This window comes from Streptomyces kryoterrae, assembly GCF_054072135.1.
Genome location: NZ_CM133358.1, coordinates 4,878,315 through 4,895,576 on the forward strand (window position 1 = coordinate 4,878,315; position 17,262 = coordinate 4,895,576).

The 17,262-nt window shown below is 70.3% G+C and carries 14 protein-coding genes, 4 tRNA genes and 2 pseudogenes; 8 read left to right on the plus strand and 12 right to left on the minus strand.

All coding sequences use genetic code 11. The features are described 5' to 3' along the window. Positions 1 to 458: 458 nt before the first annotated feature. Together ACW4TU_RS21090 and ACW4TU_RS21095 are read left to right on the plus strand one after the other, a co-directional pair. Complete coding sequence (locus ACW4TU_RS21090; RefSeq protein WP_457429693.1) at positions 459 to 1,244, plus strand: SDR family NAD(P)-dependent oxidoreductase; 786 nt, start codon at positions 459 to 461, stop codon at positions 1,242 to 1,244. A gap of 162 nt (positions 1,245 to 1,406) precedes the next feature. After that, positions 1,407 to 1,895 (plus strand): hypothetical protein, encoded by a 489-nt coding sequence (locus tag ACW4TU_RS21095; RefSeq protein WP_457429695.1) that lies wholly within the window; start codon positions 1,407 to 1,409, stop codon positions 1,893 to 1,895. A gap of 500 nt (positions 1,896 to 2,395) precedes the next feature. Here ACW4TU_RS21095 and ACW4TU_RS21100 read toward each other — a convergent pair. From ACW4TU_RS21100 to ACW4TU_RS21125, 6 genes are all read right to left on the minus strand, one after another. Further along, positions 2,396 to 2,468, minus strand: a tRNA-Lys gene (locus tag ACW4TU_RS21100). A gap of 120 nt (positions 2,469 to 2,588) precedes the next feature. Then, positions 2,589 to 4,124: an amino acid permease gene (locus ACW4TU_RS21105; protein ID WP_457429697.1), complete on the minus strand. Its 1,536-nt coding sequence runs from the start codon at positions 4,122 to 4,124 to the stop codon at positions 2,589 to 2,591. A gap of 86 nt (positions 4,125 to 4,210) precedes the next feature. Beyond that, the gene (locus ACW4TU_RS21110; RefSeq protein WP_457429698.1) at positions 4,211 to 6,277 is read right to left on the minus strand and encodes a LamG domain-containing protein; all 2,067 of its coding nucleotides are present in this window, start codon (positions 6,275 to 6,277) and stop codon (positions 4,211 to 4,213) included. Between the two features lie 207 nt (positions 6,278 to 6,484). After that, a complete protein-coding gene (locus ACW4TU_RS21115; protein WP_457429700.1) occupies positions 6,485 to 8,662 on the minus strand; it encodes a DEAD/DEAH box helicase in 2,178 nt (725 codons plus the stop codon). Between the two features lie 232 nt (positions 8,663 to 8,894). Next, positions 8,895 to 9,455 (minus strand): hypothetical protein, encoded by a 561-nt coding sequence (locus tag ACW4TU_RS21120; protein ID WP_457429702.1) that lies wholly within the window; start codon positions 9,453 to 9,455, stop codon positions 8,895 to 8,897. A 117-nt stretch (positions 9,456 to 9,572) separates the two neighbouring features. Then, a complete protein-coding gene (locus tag ACW4TU_RS21125) occupies positions 9,573 to 9,923 on the minus strand; it encodes a metallopeptidase family protein (protein WP_329283034.1) in 351 nt (116 codons plus the stop codon). Between the two features lie 116 nt (positions 9,924 to 10,039). Between ACW4TU_RS21125 and ACW4TU_RS21130 the strand changes: the two genes are divergently transcribed. Together ACW4TU_RS21130 and ACW4TU_RS21135 are read left to right on the plus strand one after the other, a co-directional pair. Beyond that, on the plus strand, positions 10,040 to 11,677 hold the full coding sequence (locus ACW4TU_RS21130) for a metallophosphoesterase family protein (protein ID WP_457429704.1): 1,638 nt from the start codon (positions 10,040 to 10,042) through the stop codon (positions 11,675 to 11,677). A gap of 48 nt (positions 11,678 to 11,725) precedes the next feature. Then, positions 11,726 to 11,798 (plus strand) — tRNA-Glu (locus ACW4TU_RS21135). A 54-nt stretch (positions 11,799 to 11,852) separates the two neighbouring features. Here ACW4TU_RS21135 and ACW4TU_RS21140 read toward each other — a convergent pair. The 4 genes and pseudogenes from ACW4TU_RS21140 to ACW4TU_RS21155 all read right to left on the minus strand — a co-directional run bounded on the left by ACW4TU_RS21140 (position 11,853) and on the right by ACW4TU_RS21155 (position 13,625). Further along, positions 11,853 to 12,521: an NrfD/PsrC family molybdoenzyme membrane anchor subunit gene (locus tag ACW4TU_RS21140; RefSeq protein WP_457430767.1), complete on the minus strand. Its 669-nt coding sequence runs from the start codon at positions 12,519 to 12,521 to the stop codon at positions 11,853 to 11,855. Between the two features lie 6 nt (positions 12,522 to 12,527). Beyond that, positions 12,528 to 12,802: pseudogene (locus ACW4TU_RS21145) on the minus strand (hypothetical protein); the annotation flags it as partial. 33 nt (positions 12,803 to 12,835) lie between these two features. Continuing rightward, positions 12,836 to 13,114 (minus strand): hypothetical protein, encoded by a 279-nt coding sequence (locus tag ACW4TU_RS21150; RefSeq protein WP_457429706.1) that lies wholly within the window; start codon positions 13,112 to 13,114, stop codon positions 12,836 to 12,838. 139 nt (positions 13,115 to 13,253) lie between these two features. Then, positions 13,254 to 13,625, minus strand: coding sequence for a helix-turn-helix transcriptional regulator (locus ACW4TU_RS21155; RefSeq protein ID WP_457429708.1), 372 nt, complete (start codon positions 13,623 to 13,625; stop codon positions 13,254 to 13,256). A gap of 134 nt (positions 13,626 to 13,759) precedes the next feature. On the opposite strand from ACW4TU_RS21155, the gene ACW4TU_RS21160 reads away from it, so the two are divergent. Beyond that, positions 13,760 to 14,536, plus strand: a complete 777-nt coding sequence (locus ACW4TU_RS21160) for an ANTAR domain-containing protein (protein WP_457429710.1) — start codon at positions 13,760 to 13,762, stop codon at positions 14,534 to 14,536. A 48-nt stretch (positions 14,537 to 14,584) separates the two neighbouring features. Here the strand turns inward: ACW4TU_RS21160 and ACW4TU_RS21165 are convergent, their stop codons facing one another. Both ACW4TU_RS21165 and ACW4TU_RS21170 read right to left on the minus strand, forming a co-directional pair. Beyond that, complete coding sequence (locus ACW4TU_RS21165; protein ID WP_457429711.1) at positions 14,585 to 14,776, minus strand: CsbD family protein; 192 nt, start codon at positions 14,774 to 14,776, stop codon at positions 14,585 to 14,587. 71 nt (positions 14,777 to 14,847) lie between these two features. Continuing rightward, positions 14,848 to 15,123: pseudogene (locus ACW4TU_RS21170) on the minus strand (Ppx/GppA phosphatase family protein); the annotation flags it as partial. Between the two features lie 200 nt (positions 15,124 to 15,323). Here ACW4TU_RS21170 and ACW4TU_RS21175 point away from each other — a divergent pair. The 3 genes from ACW4TU_RS21175 to ACW4TU_RS21185 all read left to right on the plus strand — a co-directional run bounded on the left by ACW4TU_RS21175 (position 15,324) and on the right by ACW4TU_RS21185 (position 17,251). Beyond that, positions 15,324 to 15,398 (plus strand) — tRNA-Asp (locus ACW4TU_RS21175). 31 nt (positions 15,399 to 15,429) lie between these two features. Beyond that, a tRNA-Phe gene (locus ACW4TU_RS21180) sits at positions 15,430 to 15,503 on the plus strand. 119 nt (positions 15,504 to 15,622) lie between these two features. Then, on the plus strand, positions 15,623 to 17,251 hold the full coding sequence (locus ACW4TU_RS21185) for a hypothetical protein (protein ID WP_457429713.1): 1,629 nt from the start codon (positions 15,623 to 15,625) through the stop codon (positions 17,249 to 17,251). Positions 17,252 to 17,262: the final 11 nt, after the last annotated feature.

A 17,262-nucleotide genomic window follows, 5' to 3' on the forward strand; every position in this document is an offset into this window, starting at 1 on the left:
GCAGCCACCGGGCGGCAGACGCCCGAACGCGGCCCCCGGCGATCGCGTCCGGGACGGGGACGGTGCGCGATCGGGCACCGGGCTTGCCGGCATCCGGTGTGAGCCGCTGGGAGGCCAGAGCGGAGTGGCGAGCTGACAGGCCGACCGCACCAAATTAGGTATACGCAATTCGTTGAGTCATGGATAAGGTGTGGTCAGCCTCAGGATGGCGCACGGGCCGCCGGGGCGTGTTCGGTTTCAGGTCGCGACCGCAAGGGAGTGCGTGACGTGGTGGAAGCAGCGGTACGAGCGGATCTGCGATCACCGGCCGGCGGAAGAGCAGGTGCTCGAACGATGCGGCGGCGCGGCACCTCAGCGGTCTTCGCCCCTCATCCGGATCCGGCGGTCATACGCGCCGGACGCGTGGACCGCGGTGGCATCCGGCGGCCTGACGCCTGCCTGCGTTTCGAGGCGGCGTCGTGAGTCGTCCCGCCGAGGGCGCGCCGGCGGGCCTGCCACTCGCCGGTCGGCGAGCGGTGGTGTCCGGAGCAGCCGGCGGAATCGGCGCGGCGGCCGTGGCCTCGTTCCTCGCGGCCGGGGCGGATGTCGTCGGCCTGCACCACACGACGCCGCCCCCGGACGACCTCAAGGACCGGTGCGAGTGGGTGGTGTGCGACGCCAGCGCCCGCGACTCGGTCGATGCCGCGTTCGATCAGTCCGTGTCCACGCTGGGCGGTATCGACGTGTTGCTGCACGCGGCGGGTGTCTGGCGCCCGGGTACGCCCGAGTCGCTGTCCGACGACGAGTTCGACCTGGTGATCGACGCCAACCTCCGGTCGACGATCATCACCAACCAGGCGGCGTTCGAACGTATGCGTCACGGCGGCGGCCAGATCATCAACCTCGGATCGGCAGAGGGCGTTCGCGGGAATCCCCTGGCGCCGCACTACGCGGTGGCGAAGGCCGGCGTCCACGCGTGGACACGGTCTGTGGCCGCGGCGTGGGGGAGGTACGGGGTGACGGTCAACGCCCTGGCGCCGGCGGTCAGCACGAGGGGCGCCGAACGGCTGTGGGAGCACCTGGGCCAGGAGGGAGCCCAGATGTTCAAGGAACGCCTGCGTTCGACCATGCCGCTTCGGGGCGAGCTCGGCGATCCGGAGACGGATCTCGGTCCGGTCATGGTGTTCCTGGCCAGCACTGGGGCGCACTTCATGACAGGTCAGCTGATCGCCGTCGACGGCGGACTCCAGATGCTCGGAGCCTGACCGCGGGGTCGCTCGCCCAGGCCTGTCACAGTCCGGGCGCGGGTCGGTCGGCTGGCGATCGCCCAGACCGCCCGTAGGACCGGATACATATTTCAGTGTCCTCTTCTCGGTGATCGAGTGAACGGTCCATGTAGTCGCCTGCTGCACTGGACGAAGGTGAACATGAACCACCTGGGCGTGCACGAAAGGCGTGGCCCATCCGTCGGTCTCGAGTACCTCAGCCTTCGCGAGGAGCCGCTGCCCGTTTTCGCCGCCGCGGCGACCGCCGGTGGCGCTGAGACCATCTGTCTGAGCGTCGCGCATCCAGGCGTCCATGACCGGAGGGAACTACGTGAGGCTCTCGCGCGACTCGAGGATCTGAATATCTCCGTTGCGATGGGCGACGGCTTCCTCATATCCCCGAAATCGGATCCGGATTCCCTCGGGCGCCGACTGGACGTTCTTGCCGAACTGGGCGCACCCTTGGCCAATGTCTGTGCGTTCGAGCCCGACCCGGCTGTCCGGCGCGATCCGGATCGCGTCCAGGACGTCCTGGGAGAGTTCTGTCAGGTTGCTCGGGCAGCCCAGGTGGACGTACTCATCGAGTTCACCCCGCTCTCGCACGTGCCGTCCCTCGCAGCGGCGGTCCGCTCATCGGCTACTGCCAGCTGAGTGACGGCCCCCGTGCTTCTGAGGGCCTTGGGCCTACCTGGGCGAGGCGGTTCACGAGCGAGCCATTCCCGGGCACGGGGAGATGCCGCTGGAGGAAGTGGTGTCGCTCATGCCTCCGCAGATCACTTTGAGCGCCGAAATCCCGTTGCACAGCCTCAAACAGGCCGGAGTCCCACCGACGGAGCGCGCCCGGCGGATCGTCGACGGCACTCGCCGCGTCCTGGCTCACGCGCGGTTCCTCCCATAGCCACGGTGCTGCACAGGGCTCGGGGCCCGGCGCGGTCGCGACGCCCTTGGTGGGTCCCCGTTCCCGACCCCGACGACGGCGTCCTGGTCGGGCACGAGCCCGGCATGTCGGGACCCACGCCCCGGCTGGAGCCGTCGCATGTTCGGATTCTTGACCGCCCTCACGGGCCGGCGACGGGCCGGCTAACGATCGCTCAGGCCCCGAACCGTACGAAAGCCCCAGTTCAGATGTCCTCTGAACTGGGGCTTGTCCGTAGACCCTGTGGGACTCGAACCCACAACCAATGGATTAAAAGTCCACTGCTCTGCCAATTGAGCTAAGGGTCCCCGCGATGTTGCTTCCCCGAGCATAGCCGGACCCGGCCACGACTCCGATCGGGTATCGGAGACACGGCCGGGTCGCTTCACGAACAGGGCGGTGGCCCCTGGAGGAAATGGGGCCCCTCGTTACGGATCGACCGGTTCGGGCGCCCCCTTGCGAGCCGCCTCGCGGGCCCGGGTGCGCTCGTGCTCGGGGTTGAGGAACCAGTACCGCGCCGACACCACCCACCACAGCGCCGCGAACCCCAGCACCGCCAGGACGGCGATCGGGGCGTAGTTGAAGGTCTCCCAGGTGACCGGCGCCACCTGGGGCAGCATGAACAGCACCGTGATCACGACCACCCAGATCACCGACACCACGCCGATCGCCCGCGACCAACGGCCCAGATGCCACGGCCCCCGCTCGAACGCCTCGCCCTTGCGCAGCCGCAGCAGCGTCGGGATGACGTAGGCGATGTAGAGGCCGATCACCGCGATCGACGTCACGGCCGCATACGCCGTCAGGTTGATCAGGTAGGGCAGGCCCAGGAGCAGCGCCCCGAACGCCGCCAGCCACACCGCCGCGACGGGGGTGCGGGTGCGGGGGCTGACCGTGTGCCAGAGGCGGGAGAAGGGGAGGGCGCCGTCACGTGAGAAGGCGTAGATCATGCGGGAGTTGGCAGTGACCGACGCCATACCGCAGAACAGCTGCGCCCCGATCACCACCAGCAGGAACAGCTTGCCCGCGGTCGCGCCCAGCGCGTCGAGCAGGATCTGCGCGGGCGGTACACCGGTCGGGGACCCCAGGGCGCCGTCGTACGACTGGATGGCGAAGGTGAAGCCCAGGAGGAGTACGAACCCGGCCACCCAGGACGTCCAGATCGAGCGGACGATGCCCTTGGGGCCCGCCGTGGACGCGTCGTGGGTCTCTTCGGTCATGTGTGCGGAGGCGTCGTAGCCGGTGAAGGTGTATTGAGCCATCAGCAGCCCGAGGGCGACCACGTAGACGCCGCTGCCCCAGCCCGTGTTGTTCACGAACTTGGTGAACACGAAGGAGGCCGACTGGTGTTCGTCGGGCACGAACGTCAGCGCGCCGACGATGACGGCCACCCCCACCACGTGCCACCACACGCTGACGCTGTTCAGCAGGCCCACGATGCGTACGCCGAAGGTGTTCAGGAGCCCGTGCAGGACGAGGATGCCCGCGAAGAGCAGGATCGTGCTGCCCGGGGTGACCTCGAAGTCGAACTGGAGGTTCAGGTAGGCGGCCAGGAAGGAGGCCGCCCCGAAGTCGATGCCGGCGGTCACCGCGACCTGCCCGAGCACGTTGAACCACCCCGTGAACCACGCCCAGGCGGCGGCCGTACGAGGGGGAGCGAGCCGGTGCGCCCAGAAGTACAGGCCGGCGGAGGTCGGGTAGGCCGAACAGATCTCGGCCATCGACAGCCCGACGAAGAGGGTCATGAGCCCTACGGCGACCCAGCCCCACGTGATCACGGCCGGGCCGCCCGTGTTCATGCCGAACAGGTAGAGGGTCAGGCAGCCCGACAGGACCGAGATGATCGTGAAGGACACCGCATAGTTGGAGAACGCCGACATCCGGCGGGCGAGGACCTGGGTGTAACCGAGCTGGGCAAGCCGTTCCTCGTCCGACAGCCCACTCACTCTGACGTCATCTGTCATGCCCCCAGCAATGCCCTTGCTGGGGGTATGACATGCGCCACAGGCGAACCAATTTGGCCGAAATCATGTCTGTCCCGGCCACATTGTCAGACGTCCGTCGCGCCGATCGCCAGCTGGGCCACCTGGACCGCGCTGAGCACGCCCGCGTAGACGTGCACCTCGTCGACCGCTCCGGCCAGGTATCCGCCCCAGCCGTCCACGCCCTGCGACCGGCCGATCTGCAGGTCACCCGTCGTCGTCCAGCCGGGCCGGTACGACGCCCTCGCCGACAGCTGCCCGTCGGCGTAGAGCAGGATCTCGTCGGCCTCGTCGTCGTACACGAGTGCCAGGTGATGGACATCGTCCGGGGAGGCCCACGCGCTGTCGGCGGTGAGCGTGACCGGCTCACCGTGCACGTCCGTCAGAGCCACCTCCCACTGCTGCGTGGCCCCCGAATAACGCACCTCGGCAAGGGAGTTGTCCACGCCCGGTACCGACAGCACCGTCATCGGCCGGTCCTGGGCCGCCGCGTCGATCCGTACGTGCGCGGCGACCGAGAAGCTGTCCCCGGTGGCGATGCCCCGGCCGTCCGTCGCGGCGAAGTCCCCGTCGCCGTCCAGCAGCAGGTGCCCGGAACCGAAGAGGGGGGACTGTGCCGGCAGGCAGTCCGGGTCGAGCCAGTCGCAGGGGGCGTCGTCGCGGTAGATCGTCGCGTTCCCGCCGAGCGTCAGTGGCCGTCCGCCGTCCCGCTCCGGACTGCCGGCGCCGGTCGCCTCGTCGAGCGCCCAGTACCCCTCGCTCACGGTGGCCCGCTTCGCCGCCCCGGCGGCCTCGGCGGGGACCACGATCCGGTCCCACACCCGTACGCCGGCCAGCGCACCGCGCCAGTTCTCTCCGTGCCCGGCGAGTGCGCGCCCGATCTGGAGGTTTCCGGACGCCGAGGTGCCGGTGACGTTCTCGGCCGTGCCGGCCGGCCGCCCGTTCACATACAGCCGGGCCGTACCGGCGACCGGGTCGTACACCCCGGTGAGATGCGCCCAGTCACCGGCCTCCGGCACACCACCCCGTACGACCGAGCCGCCCACCGAGAACGACCAGGCGCCGTTCTCCGCGCCGAGCCCGAACCCTGCCGCCCCGCCCTGGCCGACCGCGGTCATGTCCACGCCGGCGGCATCCGGCCGCACCCAGGCGCTCACGGAGAAGGCCCTGCCGGTGTCGACGGCCGGCGCGCCGCTCGTCAGATAAGCGGAGTCCGACCCGTCGAGGCCGACGGCCCGCGTCACCGAGGTCCGGGACGGACCCGCCGCGCCGAACACAACCCCGTCTCCCGCCGTCGCGGACCGGCCGCCCGCTTCCGCCGAGGCCTCGCTCGCCCCGGCCGCGTCGGCGAGCGTCCAGGCGGCGACGGGCGTACGGCCCCCGCTCACCCGGAACTGGTAGGTGGCGGGCGCGCTCGCGTTGCCCGCCCGGTCGACGGCCTGGACCTCCAGCCCGTTGACGCCCACCGACTGCGGCAGCCAGCGCAGGACCACCGGCCCGCCGGGCACGTCCGGTACGGCCGTCAACTGCGGCCCGCCGAGGAAGCCGTAGCGGTACGACACCGTGTCGTCCGACGTGGAGTCGACGGTGAACGTGCCGTACACGCCCACCCCGTCGTGCCACACCCCGGTGTCGTCCGGGTACTCCGGCGAGGACACCGAGGGCTTCGCGGGTGCCTCGGTGTCGTACACGAACTCGCACGGACCGCTGCCGCCGTCGGAGCTCCACGGCCCCCACAGCGTGCCGTCGCTCGCCCGCACCCGCCAGCTCACCCCGGTGAACGCCGGCACGTCGGTCGGCACGGTCCAGCTGAACGACGTACCACTGAACGAGGCGGTGGTCACGCCCGTTCGTATCTGCCGTACGCCCGAGCCGTCCGTCCAGGACACCTCGAACTCGGCGCTCACCCGGCCCCCGTCCGGGTCGCGGAGAACCGCCCCGAGGGTCGGCCGCGTACCGACGTACAGCCGGTCCGCACCACCGACGCACGCCTTGCTCCCGGTGGTCAGTTCGGACAGCGCCGGCTGGGACGGTGGTCGGTTCTCCGCAGCGGCAGCCGCCCATGGCGTGGCGACGACGGCCGACGCCGCGAGCAGCGCGGCGGCCCCGCAGCGTGCGAAGGCATGACGATCCAACGGATTCAACGAATTTCCTCCCCGTGGATCCGGCTGATCACCGGATCATTGATTCCGTGCCGGAGCGTAACAGCCGCTGCTCACAGGCGAGTTGCGATTTTTTCGGCGTGGGGGAGGAAGGCGCGGCAACGCCGAAGGGCCCGTACGACCGGAGTCGTACGGGCCCTTCGGTGATCAGTCAGCGATCACCCGGTGATCGACCGGCGATCAGCCGTTGCGCTTCCAGCGCGGCTTCTCGTCGCGGCGGCCGAAGGAACCGGTGGCGGTGCCGGTGTTGGAGCCCGAACCCGTGCCGGTGCCGCGGTGGTCGTCGCGGCGGCCCTGCGGGCGCTCGTGGCCGCCGGCGCGGAAGCCGCCGCCGGTGGGACGGTCGCCCTGGCGGTCACGGTTGAAGGGGCGGTCGCTGCCCCGGTGACCGGTGGCCGGACGGTCGTCGCGGCGGAAGCCGCCACGGTCGTTGTTGTCACGGTTGAAGCCGCCCGACGGACGGTCGTCCCGGCGGAAGCCGCCACCCGAACCACCCGAGGGACGCTCGTCACGACGCTCGAACGAACGGCCACCACGGTCGTTGTCACGGTTGAAACCACCCGACGGACGGTCATCGCGACGGAAACCACCACGGTCACCACCGGACGAACGGTCGTCCCGACGGAAGCCGCCACCCGAACCACCCGAAGGACGCTCGTCACGACGCTCGAACGAACGGCCACCACGGTCGTTGTCACGGTTGAAACCACCCGACGGACGGTCATCGCGACGGTCGCGGCGCTCGTAGTTGCCCCGGTCGTCACGGCGCGGACGCTCCTCGCGCACCTGCGCCTCCGCGGCGGCCGTCGCCTCGGCGGCGGCCTCGGCGACGACGACGGCGGCAGCGGCCTCGGCCACCGCGGCCACGGCTGCCTCCGGGTCCTCGCCCCGCTCGCGCGCCGCACGCGCGATCAGCCTGTCGGCCTCCTCGCGCAGTTCGGCGGCACGGCGCGTGGCGCGCTCCAGTTCCTTGGTGAGCTGCGAGACCTCACGCTCGGCCTGCTGCGCGGAGTTGCCCGCGGACTCGGCCTGGACCTCGGTCATCGACCGGGCGCCGGTGATCTCGGCGACCTCGGGCTCGAAGGCCGCGCCGCCCTGGATGATGTGGCGCGAGGCGTCGACGCCCGCGTCCTCCATCAGCCGGAAGATCTGGCGGCGCTGGTGCGGCAGGGACAGCGACACGACCGTGCCGGAGCGGCCCGCGCGGGCCGTACGGCCGGAGCGGTGCAGATAGTCCTTGTGGTCGCCGGCCGGGTCCACGTTGAGGACCAGGTCGATGCCGTCGACGTGGATGCCGCGGGCGGCGACGTCGGTGGCGACGAGGGCGTTGACGTAGCCCTTCTTGAAGTCCTCGAGTACGCGGGTACGCGCGCCCTGAGTCATACCGCCGTGCAGCGCGTCGGCCTTCACACCGGACTCGCAGAGCTGCTCGGCGATGCGGTCGGCGCCCAGCTGGGTGCGGACGAAGATGATCGTGCGGCCCTTGCGGGAGGCGATCGCGGCCGTGACCGGCGCCTTGTCCTTGGGCTTCACGATGAGGATGTGGTGGGACATCGTCGTGACGTTGCCCTGCGCGCTGTCGACCTCGTGCGTGACCGGGTTGGTCAGGTAGCGCTTGACCAGCGTGGAGATCTCGTTCTCCATCGTGGCCGAGAACAGCATGCGCTGGCCGCCGCCCGGGATCTGGTCGAGCAGCTCGGTGACCTCGGGCAGGAAGCCCAGGTCGGACATCTGGTCGGCCTCGTCGAGGACCGCGACCTCGACGTTCGCCAGGGAGCAGGCGCCGCGGTTGATGATGTCGCGCAGACGGCCGGGCGTGGCGACGAGGACGTCGACGCCGCGCTCCAGGGCGTACATCTGGTTGCTCATCGACGTACCGCCGCAGACGACCTTCATCTTCAGGCCGAGGACGTCGCCGTACGGCTGGAGGGCGTCCGCGACCTGCATCGCGAGCTCACGGGTCGGCGTGAGGATGATGCCGCGGGGCTTCTTCTTCTCGGTGTGGCCGCCGGACAGCTTCGTGAGCAGCGGCAGACCGAAGGAGAGGGTCTTGCCGGAGCCGGTGCGGCCACGGCCGAGGATGTCCTTGCCGGCCAAGGCGTCCGGGATGGTCGCCGTCTGGATCGGGAAGGGGCTGGTCACACCGTTCTGCGTGAGCTTGCGCACGACGCCCTCGGGGAGACCGAGATCGGTGAAGGTGATCTCCGGCTCGCCGGGCTCGGTGTCGACCGAGTCATCGGCGGCGTCGGTGTCGGCGGCCGTCTCAGCGAGGTCGACATCGAGGTCGAGGCTGACGACCTCGTCGTTCTCGTTCTCGTTCTCGGGCACGACGATGTGATCAGTACTGGAAATGGACATGCGAATGCGAAACCTTCCGGAGTCTCGTCGGCACGCGCCCGTCAACTCCGTGATTTCGCAAATTGACCGCCTCAATGCGGTCAGCCACGGCAAGGGAGAGTACGCGCCACACGCGGCGCATCTCTTCGGCGCCAGGCAATGGGATCAAACGATCTACTACCATACGCACCCACCTCCCCTTTGGGCAAATTGAGTACCGTCGTCGCAGGTCACCCGCCTTCCGGACCCTCGGCTAGACCGGCACTCCGGCCTCGGGCGCCGGCTCCCGCGTGACCAGTTGCGACTGGGCCTGCTGTGGCTGCACCGAGGAGGACGGCTCCGCGGTCGTCGGGTCCGTCGAAGGCGGCGGAGGTGTGGGGGACTCGGGCGGCGGCTCCGGCTCCGGCTCGGCGGTCTTCGTCGGCGTGGGCTGCGGTTTCGTCGGCGTGGGCGCACCGGGATCGACCGGCCCGGCACTGCCGCCGCCCGGCTTGGCGGGTACCGACGCGGGCGCGCTCTGCCCGGCGGACGGGGAGGCGCCCGGGGAAACGGGCGCCCCGCTGGCCCCCTTCGCGCCCCCCTTGCCCTTCGCGCGCCCCGACTTGCCGTCACCCGCGGACCCGCCGGCCCACCCGTAGCCGCCACCGCCGGTCACCCCCGGCCCCCCGTCGGGGGCCTTCGCGCCCTTCTGGCCGGCGGAGTGGGAGGGCTTGACCTGGCCGGTGTCGCCGTCGCCCACGCTCATACAGCCGGCGGCAGCGGCGACGGCCACGACCGTGGCGGCCAAACGGACAGGTACATGCAAGGGGCGCACGGGCAGCCACCTCCGGTGGGGAGTCGAGGAGTCAACGTGCTCAACTCCCGTCGCCCACAAGAAGACACGCGCCCCTCAACAGCCTCCGCACGCCTGACCCCATGACCTCATGGCCGGTCAGCCGTAGCCGAGCGCGTGCAGCCGCTCGTCGTCGATCCCGAAATGGTGAGCGATCTCATGTACGACCGTCACCTCGGTCTCCGCGACCACGTCGTCCCGCGTCTCGCACATCCGCAGGGTCGGCCCCCGGTAGATCGTGATCCGGTCGGGCAGCACCCCCGCGTACCACTCCCCGCGATCGGTCAGCGGCGTCCCCTCGTACAGCCCGAGCAGCTCGGGGTCGTCCGCCGGGGGCTCGTCCTCGACGAACACCGCGACGTTGTCCATCAGCCTCGTCAGCTCCGGCGGAATCCGGTCGAGGGACTCGGCGACCAGTTCCTCGAACTCCTCGCGCGTCATCTCCAGCACATGCCCATTGTCCGGTACGAGCCGCCCGTACGGGGGGTCACGGACCCGCGCTCTGCGGAAAGCCGTGCTCTGTGTCACCCCGCTTAGCCGCGTCCCGCTTTGGGCATACGGGACCAATGGCACGCGTACCCGCCAACACCCCGCACCCCGAACGCTCCCGCACCACCCCCGGTCGCCTCGCCCGCCCCCTGACCGCCCTCGCAGGCCCCTACCGGGCCCGCCGCGTGCATCCGGCCGCCGAGCTGGTCCATCCGCCGCACCCCTGGACGCGTGCCCTGGGCCTGGTCGCGGTGGTCCTTCTGGGTGCCTGGCTGGGGCTGCTGATCGTCGGCAACGTACGCGCGCCGGTCGGCCCGATGGACACCACGATGACCCTGCGCCCGTCCCTCACCGGCGGCACGAAGATCAACGTCTCCCCGCTGGGCGCCCTGGAGCTGAACAGCCATACCGCGCCGGTCCGCCTCGACGTGAACGTCGACCAGCTCGACCCGGACCGCGCCCAGGCCCTCGTCGACCACCCCGAACGCCTCTCCGGCCTCCAGGACGAGGTCGCCGAGGACGTCGGGCACGGCACCCTCGACCTGGCCGTCCGCTCCTGCGTGGCCGTCGTGTCCGGGGCCACCGCCCTCGGCCTCGCGGTCTACCGCCGCCCGCGCCGGGCCCTCGCGGCGGGTGGCCTCGCCCTCACCCTCCTGATGGCGTCGGGAGCGACGGCGTACGCGACCTGGAACCCCAAGTCGGTCCTGGAACCGAAGTTCTCCGGGCTGCTGTCCTCGGCCCCCTCCCTGGTCGGCAACGCGCGCAGCATCGTCACCGAATTCAACGTCTACCAGAAGGAGTTGGCGCGTCTGGTGACCAACGTGACAAAGCTGTACGACGTCACGTCCACGCTCCCGACCTATCAGCCCGACCCGGCCACGATCCGGGTCCTGCACGTCTCGGACATCCATCTCAACCCGGTCAGCTGGAAGATCATCGCGTCGCTGGTGAAGCAGTACGACATCAACGTGATCGTCGACACGGGCGACACCATGGACCACGGCACGGCGGCCGAGAACGGCTTCCTGGACCCGATCAGGGACCTCGGTGCCCCGTACGTCTGGGTGCGCGGCAACCACGACTCGCGGCTCACCCAGCGCTATCTGCAGCGCATGAAGAACGTGCACGTCCTGGACGACGGCCAGTCGGCCACCATCGGGGGGGTGCGCTTCGCGGGCATCGGCGACCCGGCGTTCACCCCGGACCGCGCGGCGGGCGAGCAGGACGGCGGCCGGGACCAGGAACTGGCGGGCGACCGGCTGGCCTCGGCCATCCGCGACCAGCGGACCCTGGGCACCCCGGTCGACATCGCGATGGTCCACGAGCCGGACGCGGCCCGCCGGACCGACGGCGTGGTCCCGCTCGTGCTGGCCGGTCACCTCCACCACGCGGAGATGGAGGTCATGAAGCAGGGCACCCGGCTGCGCATCGAGGGCTCGACGGGCGGCGGCGGACTGCGCGCCCTGGAGAAGCGGAACCCGGCCCAGATCGAGGCGTCCGTCCTCTACCTGGACCGCGACACGCATCGCCTGCAGGCCTGGGACGAGATCAAACTGGGCGGCCTCGGGCTGACCACGGCGGAGGTCAGCCGCCACCTGCCGAAGGAGAACCAGCCGGGCGCCACACCGGTTCCCTCACCTTCGCCTTCACCCCCGACTTCGCCGCCGACTTCGGCCCCGACTTCACCTTCGCCGTCCCCCGTTCGGAGCCCGTAAACCGTTTTGGCGAACCTCCCCGGCATCACCTATGCTTCTCACGTCCTCGCCCCCATCGTCTAGCGGCCCAGGACGCTGCCCTTTCAAGGCGGTAGCACGGGTTCGAATCCCGTTGGGGGCACAGATAAGTACGGTTGGCGGCATCCCGCATCAGGGGTGGCCGCCATTTCGTGCGTCAGGGGCGTGCTGGCTGGTCCGGCTGTTGCGGGACGACCGTGTGCCTCGGGTGCTCGGCCGAGGCGATCCCGGCCGCGAAGATGCCGAAGCGGGTGCGGGCCGAGCCCGCGAGCAGGGCCAGGCCCCCGGCCACGGCCGCCTGGCGACTGCGGCAGCCCTCACCTCCGCCACCGGGCGGGTGCGCGGCAGGGCGTCGGCGCGGCCCTCGCGGTGGGTCTCCGCCACCATCCCCCAGCCGTTTCTCGGCCGCCTTGAGCGCCGCCGCGCGGCGGGCCGATGCGGACTCCGCCGTGGGGCCGAGGATCAGGGCCATCCCGGAGGCGGCGGCCGTCGCGGACTCCACGAAGACGTACGGGAGTTCATGGTGCGCGCCGTGCCAGGCGGGAACGGCGGCGTCCGCCGCCAGGACCGCCGTGTACGAGGCGAGCGCCGGGCCGAGCAGCGCGGCCGTCGCCGCCCGGCCCGTCCTGGGCAGCCGCCCGGTGACGGAGGTAGGGGACGCCGCGCCCGCCACGGGCCCGTATCCGGCGAGGAGCCACGAGCCCACGCTCATCGGCGAGTTCGGCTTGAACACCCGGAGCATGTTCGGGAAGCGGCTCGGCACCCCGAGGTCGTGGACGAGTGCGGCGCCGGACAGCGAGACCGCGGCGAGCGAGGACACCTTCATCGCGGCGGCGGAGCCCTTGGGGCAGAGCCGGCCCCGGCTGATCGGGGAGTCGGGGTCGCCCTCGATCTGGACGGCCTTGCCGTCTTGACGTAGATCTGCCGACCGCAGCCGACCGCACAGTACGGGCAGTACGGGCAGACGGAGCTCAGCACCCGATCGGCGGTGTCCGTACGAGGCCGTAGCTGGTGGGTGCGCTCCGACATGGCGGCTTTGCCGCAGCCCAGCGGGTCGGCTCCGGTGAGTTGCCGGCGGACGGGCCAGTCGCTGATCCACTTGCGCACACCCGTCGCGTGCCCTTTCGGGGACCGGGAGGGTCAGGCGGGCGACTCGTCGGGCACGGGGTGTTCAGGGCGCTCGCTGCCGGAGTGGGGTGCGCCCCGCTTGCCCGTGCCGGCTTCGTCCGTGTCGGGGACCTCGGGGTCGGGCCGCTCGTCCGCCTCGGTGGCCGCCGGGTCGTCCTCGAGCTCCCAGGGGTCGTCGTCCGCGCCCGTCTGCTGGTCGGGCATGTCCCTCGGGACGGGGTCCGGCCGGGAATCCTGTTCCTGGGCTCCCTCTTCGTCACCCTCGGGAGTGTTGGTGCGGTAGTCGCTCACAGCGCTGCCCCTTCGTCGACGGGCACCGGTCGCACAGGCGAGTACCCAGGCGCGCGCCCGCTACTACTCCGGCGAACGCGGAACCAACGCACGTCGCCCCGAGGGGCGGAGTGCGGCGGGCGGGGCGACACTCAGGGAGTCACTGGTCGTCTTCGGGGGTCCTCGCGCGCGGAGCCGTCGACTGCAGCTCGCGCCGACCGTCGGTGTGAGCGTCATCGTGCCGCGACAGGAGGGACAGCAGTTCCGCCACGCTCAGCCCCTCGTCGGCGGGGTGCCGCAGGAGGGTCCCGTCCTCGATCCGGTACGTGTTGGAGCGTCCCTGACGCGTGTGGGTGAGATACCCGGCCGTCTCCAGGTCCGCGACGATCTTCTGAACAGCGCGCTCGGTGAGCCGGCAATGTGCGGCGATGTCACGGATGCGGATGGTGGGATTCTCCGCGATCGCGGCCAGCACACGGGAGTGGTTGGTGAGGAACGTCCATCCGGTATGTGACTCGGGTACTCCACGCATGTCGACAGCATAGGCTGTTTGATTCACGTATTCAAAAGGCCGAACTTGATTTCACGTATCTCTTGACGTACGAGGCTCTCTGGACCGACGCTTGAGGTGCCACGTACTGCCCGATGCCTACGGAGTTGGCCGCGATGTCAGAACGTGCAGTTACCACGCAGCTCAGCGTGGCGGACGAAGTCCGCCTGGCGCCCCTGCTCGGCATCGAGACCCGTCCCGAGGGCTACTCGACGCTCGTCGTGGTGTCGGGGGCGATCGACCTCGTCACGGAGCAGAAACTGCACAACGGTCTGCGCCAGGCCCTGGCCCGTTCGGAGCGCGGCATCGAGCTCGATCTGAGCGGCGTCGACTTCTGTGACTGCTCCGGACTCAACGTCCTACTCCGCGTCCGACGGCGCGCCCTCGACGACGGCAAGATCATCACCATTCGGTCGGCGGGCACCGCGATGCTCCGGCTCCTCTCGATCACCGGCACGCTGCCACTGTTCGCCGGCGCTCACGACGCCGACGAACCCGCCGTCGCCGGAGGGGCCGGCGGATCCGGCCGGACCCAGGAGGCCCGCCCCGCCGGGGCCCTCTCCCTCGGCGCGGAGATGGCGCCACTCGGCGAAACAGACCAGGACCTGCGGATCGAGGTGGTTCAGCTCCGGCGGGCCATGCAGACGCGGCCCGTCATCGACCTCGCGCGGGGTGTCCTCATGGCGTCCTTCGGGCTGAACGCCGAGGACGCCTGGAACGTGCTGGTCGCGGTCTCCCAGAACACCAACACGAAGCTGCACGAGGTGGCCGGCAACCTCATCGAAGCCGTCACCGGCGACGCGCTCCCCGAGGTGTTCCGACTCCAGATCGCCGAGACGGTCGCCGGCCTCCGGGCCCTGCCCGAGGACCCGCCGCCCGGCCCTCACCCCTGATGACGCCGCGTCGGACCGGGTGATGTCACGCCGGAAGACTCAGCCGACTCAGCCGCGATCCCGCTCGTCCGGGCGCACGGCCTTCTCGGCGCGCTCCCGAGCCTCTCCCCTTGCCTTCTTGGCCTCGCCACGAGCCTGTTCCAGCTTGCCCTCCAGCTCCCGCTCGTGGTCGCTGGTGGCCTTGCCGGCCAACTCCTTGGCCTTGCCCTTGATCCTGTCGGTACGGCCCTTGTCCACCATGGCTCCTCCTGGGTCGGGCCGGCTCGGGTCGGGCCGGGTCGGGGCGACTCGCCCGCCGAGGCGCCGGCGGTTCAGGCCTCAGGCGTCGCGATCCGCAGCGGCGTCGGCCCCACGGGCGCCGCCTCGTCCCACTCCTGGGTGATCTCCGCCCACCACGACACACCGTCCTCGACGCACCGCAGCAGCACCCCTTCGCGGATGGCCCACGGGCAGATGGTGAGCGTCTCGATGCCCGTCAGCTTCATCGCCGTGTGCCCCACCACCGCTCCGGCCAAACTCTGCAGGGCCCGAGGCGCCGAGACGCCGGGAAGTCCCGCCCGCTCGGCCGCCGGCAGGGCCGCGAGCCGGACCGCACACCCCTCGACCTGCACTGCCACGTGCGCGGACCATCCCCCGTGGTCTGATACGCTTTTCCAGCGACATCGGCCCGCCAGCCAGCCTCGAACCGGTCACCCAGAACCACTGGATCGGCGAAAGCGAGCAGGCGGAAAACCCCGTTGGGAGCATGCGACACGGTGTGCGAGACTTACTTCGCGCACAACAGCAAGGTCCTGTGGAGCAGTTTGGAGTGCTCGCCACCCTGTCAAGGTGGAGGCCGCGGGTTCAAATCCCGTCAGGACCGCTGAGGTTACATGTTTCACGTGAAACCTCGTGGCTGGGTAGCTCAGTTGGTACGAGCGATCGCCTGAAAAGCGATAGGTCGCCGGTTCGACCCCGGCCCCAGCCACATCGCACGAAGACCCCCTCCGGTTGTCCGGAGGGGGTCTTCGTCGCTCACCGTGGGCCACTGCGGAGCCGTGGCCCACCGAGAACCATGGGGGGTTCTTGAGACACAGCATCAGGGGGATGGTGACGGCCGGTGCCGTCCTGCTCGCCACTTTCGCCATACCCAGCGCGGCCCACGCCGCCGCTCCGGTGGTCCAGGAGGCGTCCAGCGACTACACGGACTGGTCGGTCATCGACGTACGCCTCAATCACGGCAGCGTGGTCGGCGAGGACGTCAAGAAGATCACCGCGAAGCTGCGCCCGCTCGGCAGTGCCGAGACGGACACTCCGGTGGCCACGATCACCGACTTCACCGAGACGTACCGGGCCAGCCCCTGGGAGGGCACCTGGTCCTCACAGCCTGTCCACCTGGACACTCTCGGCGAGTACACGATCGACGTCGAGGCCACGAACAGCGGCGGCGAGACCACCGTCCAGCGGAACGCGGGTGTGCTGCGCTACCAGAAGCAGCCCGTGATCACGAACTTCATCGTCACACCGACCAACCCGAACATCGACGCCAAGCTCGTCACGGCCTCCGGTGATCTGCTGCTCCGCGATCCCAGCACCCGCGCGACCGAGGCCATGCCCGGTGCCTCCGTCTACATCGACCTCGGCGATTCGGTCGAGGAGACCGTCACCACGGACGACCAGGGGCACTTCTCCCTCGCCCGTGAGGTGAGCGAGGGCGGCTGGGCCCGAGCCCAGTACCGCAGCGACCTGGGCTACGCCACGGTCCCCATGGTCGCGATCACCCCCAAGGCCGCCCCGACCCGCCTGATCCTCGACAAGAACAGCTTCCATCTCGTGACCAACGCCGAGATGAAGGTCACCGGGCGGCTGGAGTACCGGAGCGGCAGCGAGTGGAAGCCGCTGGCGGGCATCCCACTGCAGCTGGACTACAAGAACAGCAGCATCACCGACGCGACCGAGGCCACCACGAACGCAGCCGGCCGCTTCACCTTCGTCCGGCGGGTGGACGGCGACACCACGTTCGAGGTGGGCTTCCCGCCATACCCGTACAACGCCTGGATCGTGCGGACCGCGACCGCCGATGTGAAGGTCAAGGTCACCTCGACGAGCAGGTTCACCGAGTTCACGGCCGCGCAGGACGAGCGGGCCCAGCTCGACATCACCGGCATCGTGCGCCTGGCCGGCAACGGCTACGGCGGCCGGATCAAGGTCGACATCCAGCGCTCCGCCAACGGCAGGAACGGCTGGATAACCAAGAAGACCGTGACGACCGGCTTCGACGAGCAGTTCATCGTGGAGCGCCTCCGGGGCGACGCCGACGGCTACTGGCGACTGCGGTACGCCGGCGATTCCACCCGGGACTTCAAGGGCACCACCAGCGTGGCGGTGCGCCGGGTGAAGGCCCTCACCCGGATCATCAGCGCGAACGCCACCCCCGAGCCGGTCCGCAAGGGCGCGACCCTCACCGTGAAGGGCGTCCTCCAGGAGGCGAAGCCCGCGAGCACGGTGGGCTGGACGAGCTGGAAGGCGTACGGCGGCAAGTGGGTCCAGATCCTGTTCCGGCCGAAGGGCCAGAACACCTGGTACCTGATGGGCAGGGTGGGGACCGGGCGCAACGGCTCCTTCGCCAAGGGCATCAAGGCGCCCATGGACGGCACCTGGGTGCCGGTGCATCTGGAGCCGGACAGCAGGCATTTCGCCGGCGCCGGGGCCGAGGACTACGTCGACGTGCGGTAACACGCATCACA

What these genes read in the sequence shown, in the direction of transcription:
- ACW4TU_RS21095 (WP_457429695.1), top strand. Translation starts at nt 1,407, where the DNA reads ATGAACCACCTGGGCGTGCACGAAAGGCGTGGCCCATCCGTCGGTCTC.
- ACW4TU_RS21105 (WP_457429697.1), bottom strand. Translation starts at nt 4,124, where the DNA reads ATGACAGATGACGTCAGAGTGAGTGGGCTGTCGGACGAGGAACGGCTT.
- ACW4TU_RS21115 (WP_457429700.1), bottom strand. Translation starts at nt 8,662, where the DNA reads ATGTCCATTTCCAGTACTGATCACATCGTCGTGCCCGAGAACGAGAAC.
- ACW4TU_RS21130 (WP_457429704.1), top strand. Translation starts at nt 10,040, where the DNA reads ATGGCACGCGTACCCGCCAACACCCCGCACCCCGAACGCTCCCGCACC.
- ACW4TU_RS21140 (WP_457430767.1), bottom strand. Translation starts at nt 12,521, where the DNA reads ATGAAGGTGTCCTCGCTCGCCGCGGTCTCGCTGTCCGGCGCCGCACTC.
- ACW4TU_RS21155 (WP_457429708.1), bottom strand. Translation starts at nt 13,625, where the DNA reads ATGCGTGGAGTACCCGAGTCACATACCGGATGGACGTTCCTCACCAAC.
- ACW4TU_RS21160 (WP_457429710.1), top strand. Translation starts at nt 13,760, where the DNA reads ATGTCAGAACGTGCAGTTACCACGCAGCTCAGCGTGGCGGACGAAGTC.
- ACW4TU_RS21165 (WP_457429711.1), bottom strand. Translation starts at nt 14,776, where the DNA reads ATGGTGGACAAGGGCCGTACCGACAGGATCAAGGGCAAGGCCAAGGAG.
- ACW4TU_RS21185 (WP_457429713.1), top strand. Translation starts at nt 15,623, where the DNA reads ATGGTGACGGCCGGTGCCGTCCTGCTCGCCACTTTCGCCATACCCAGC.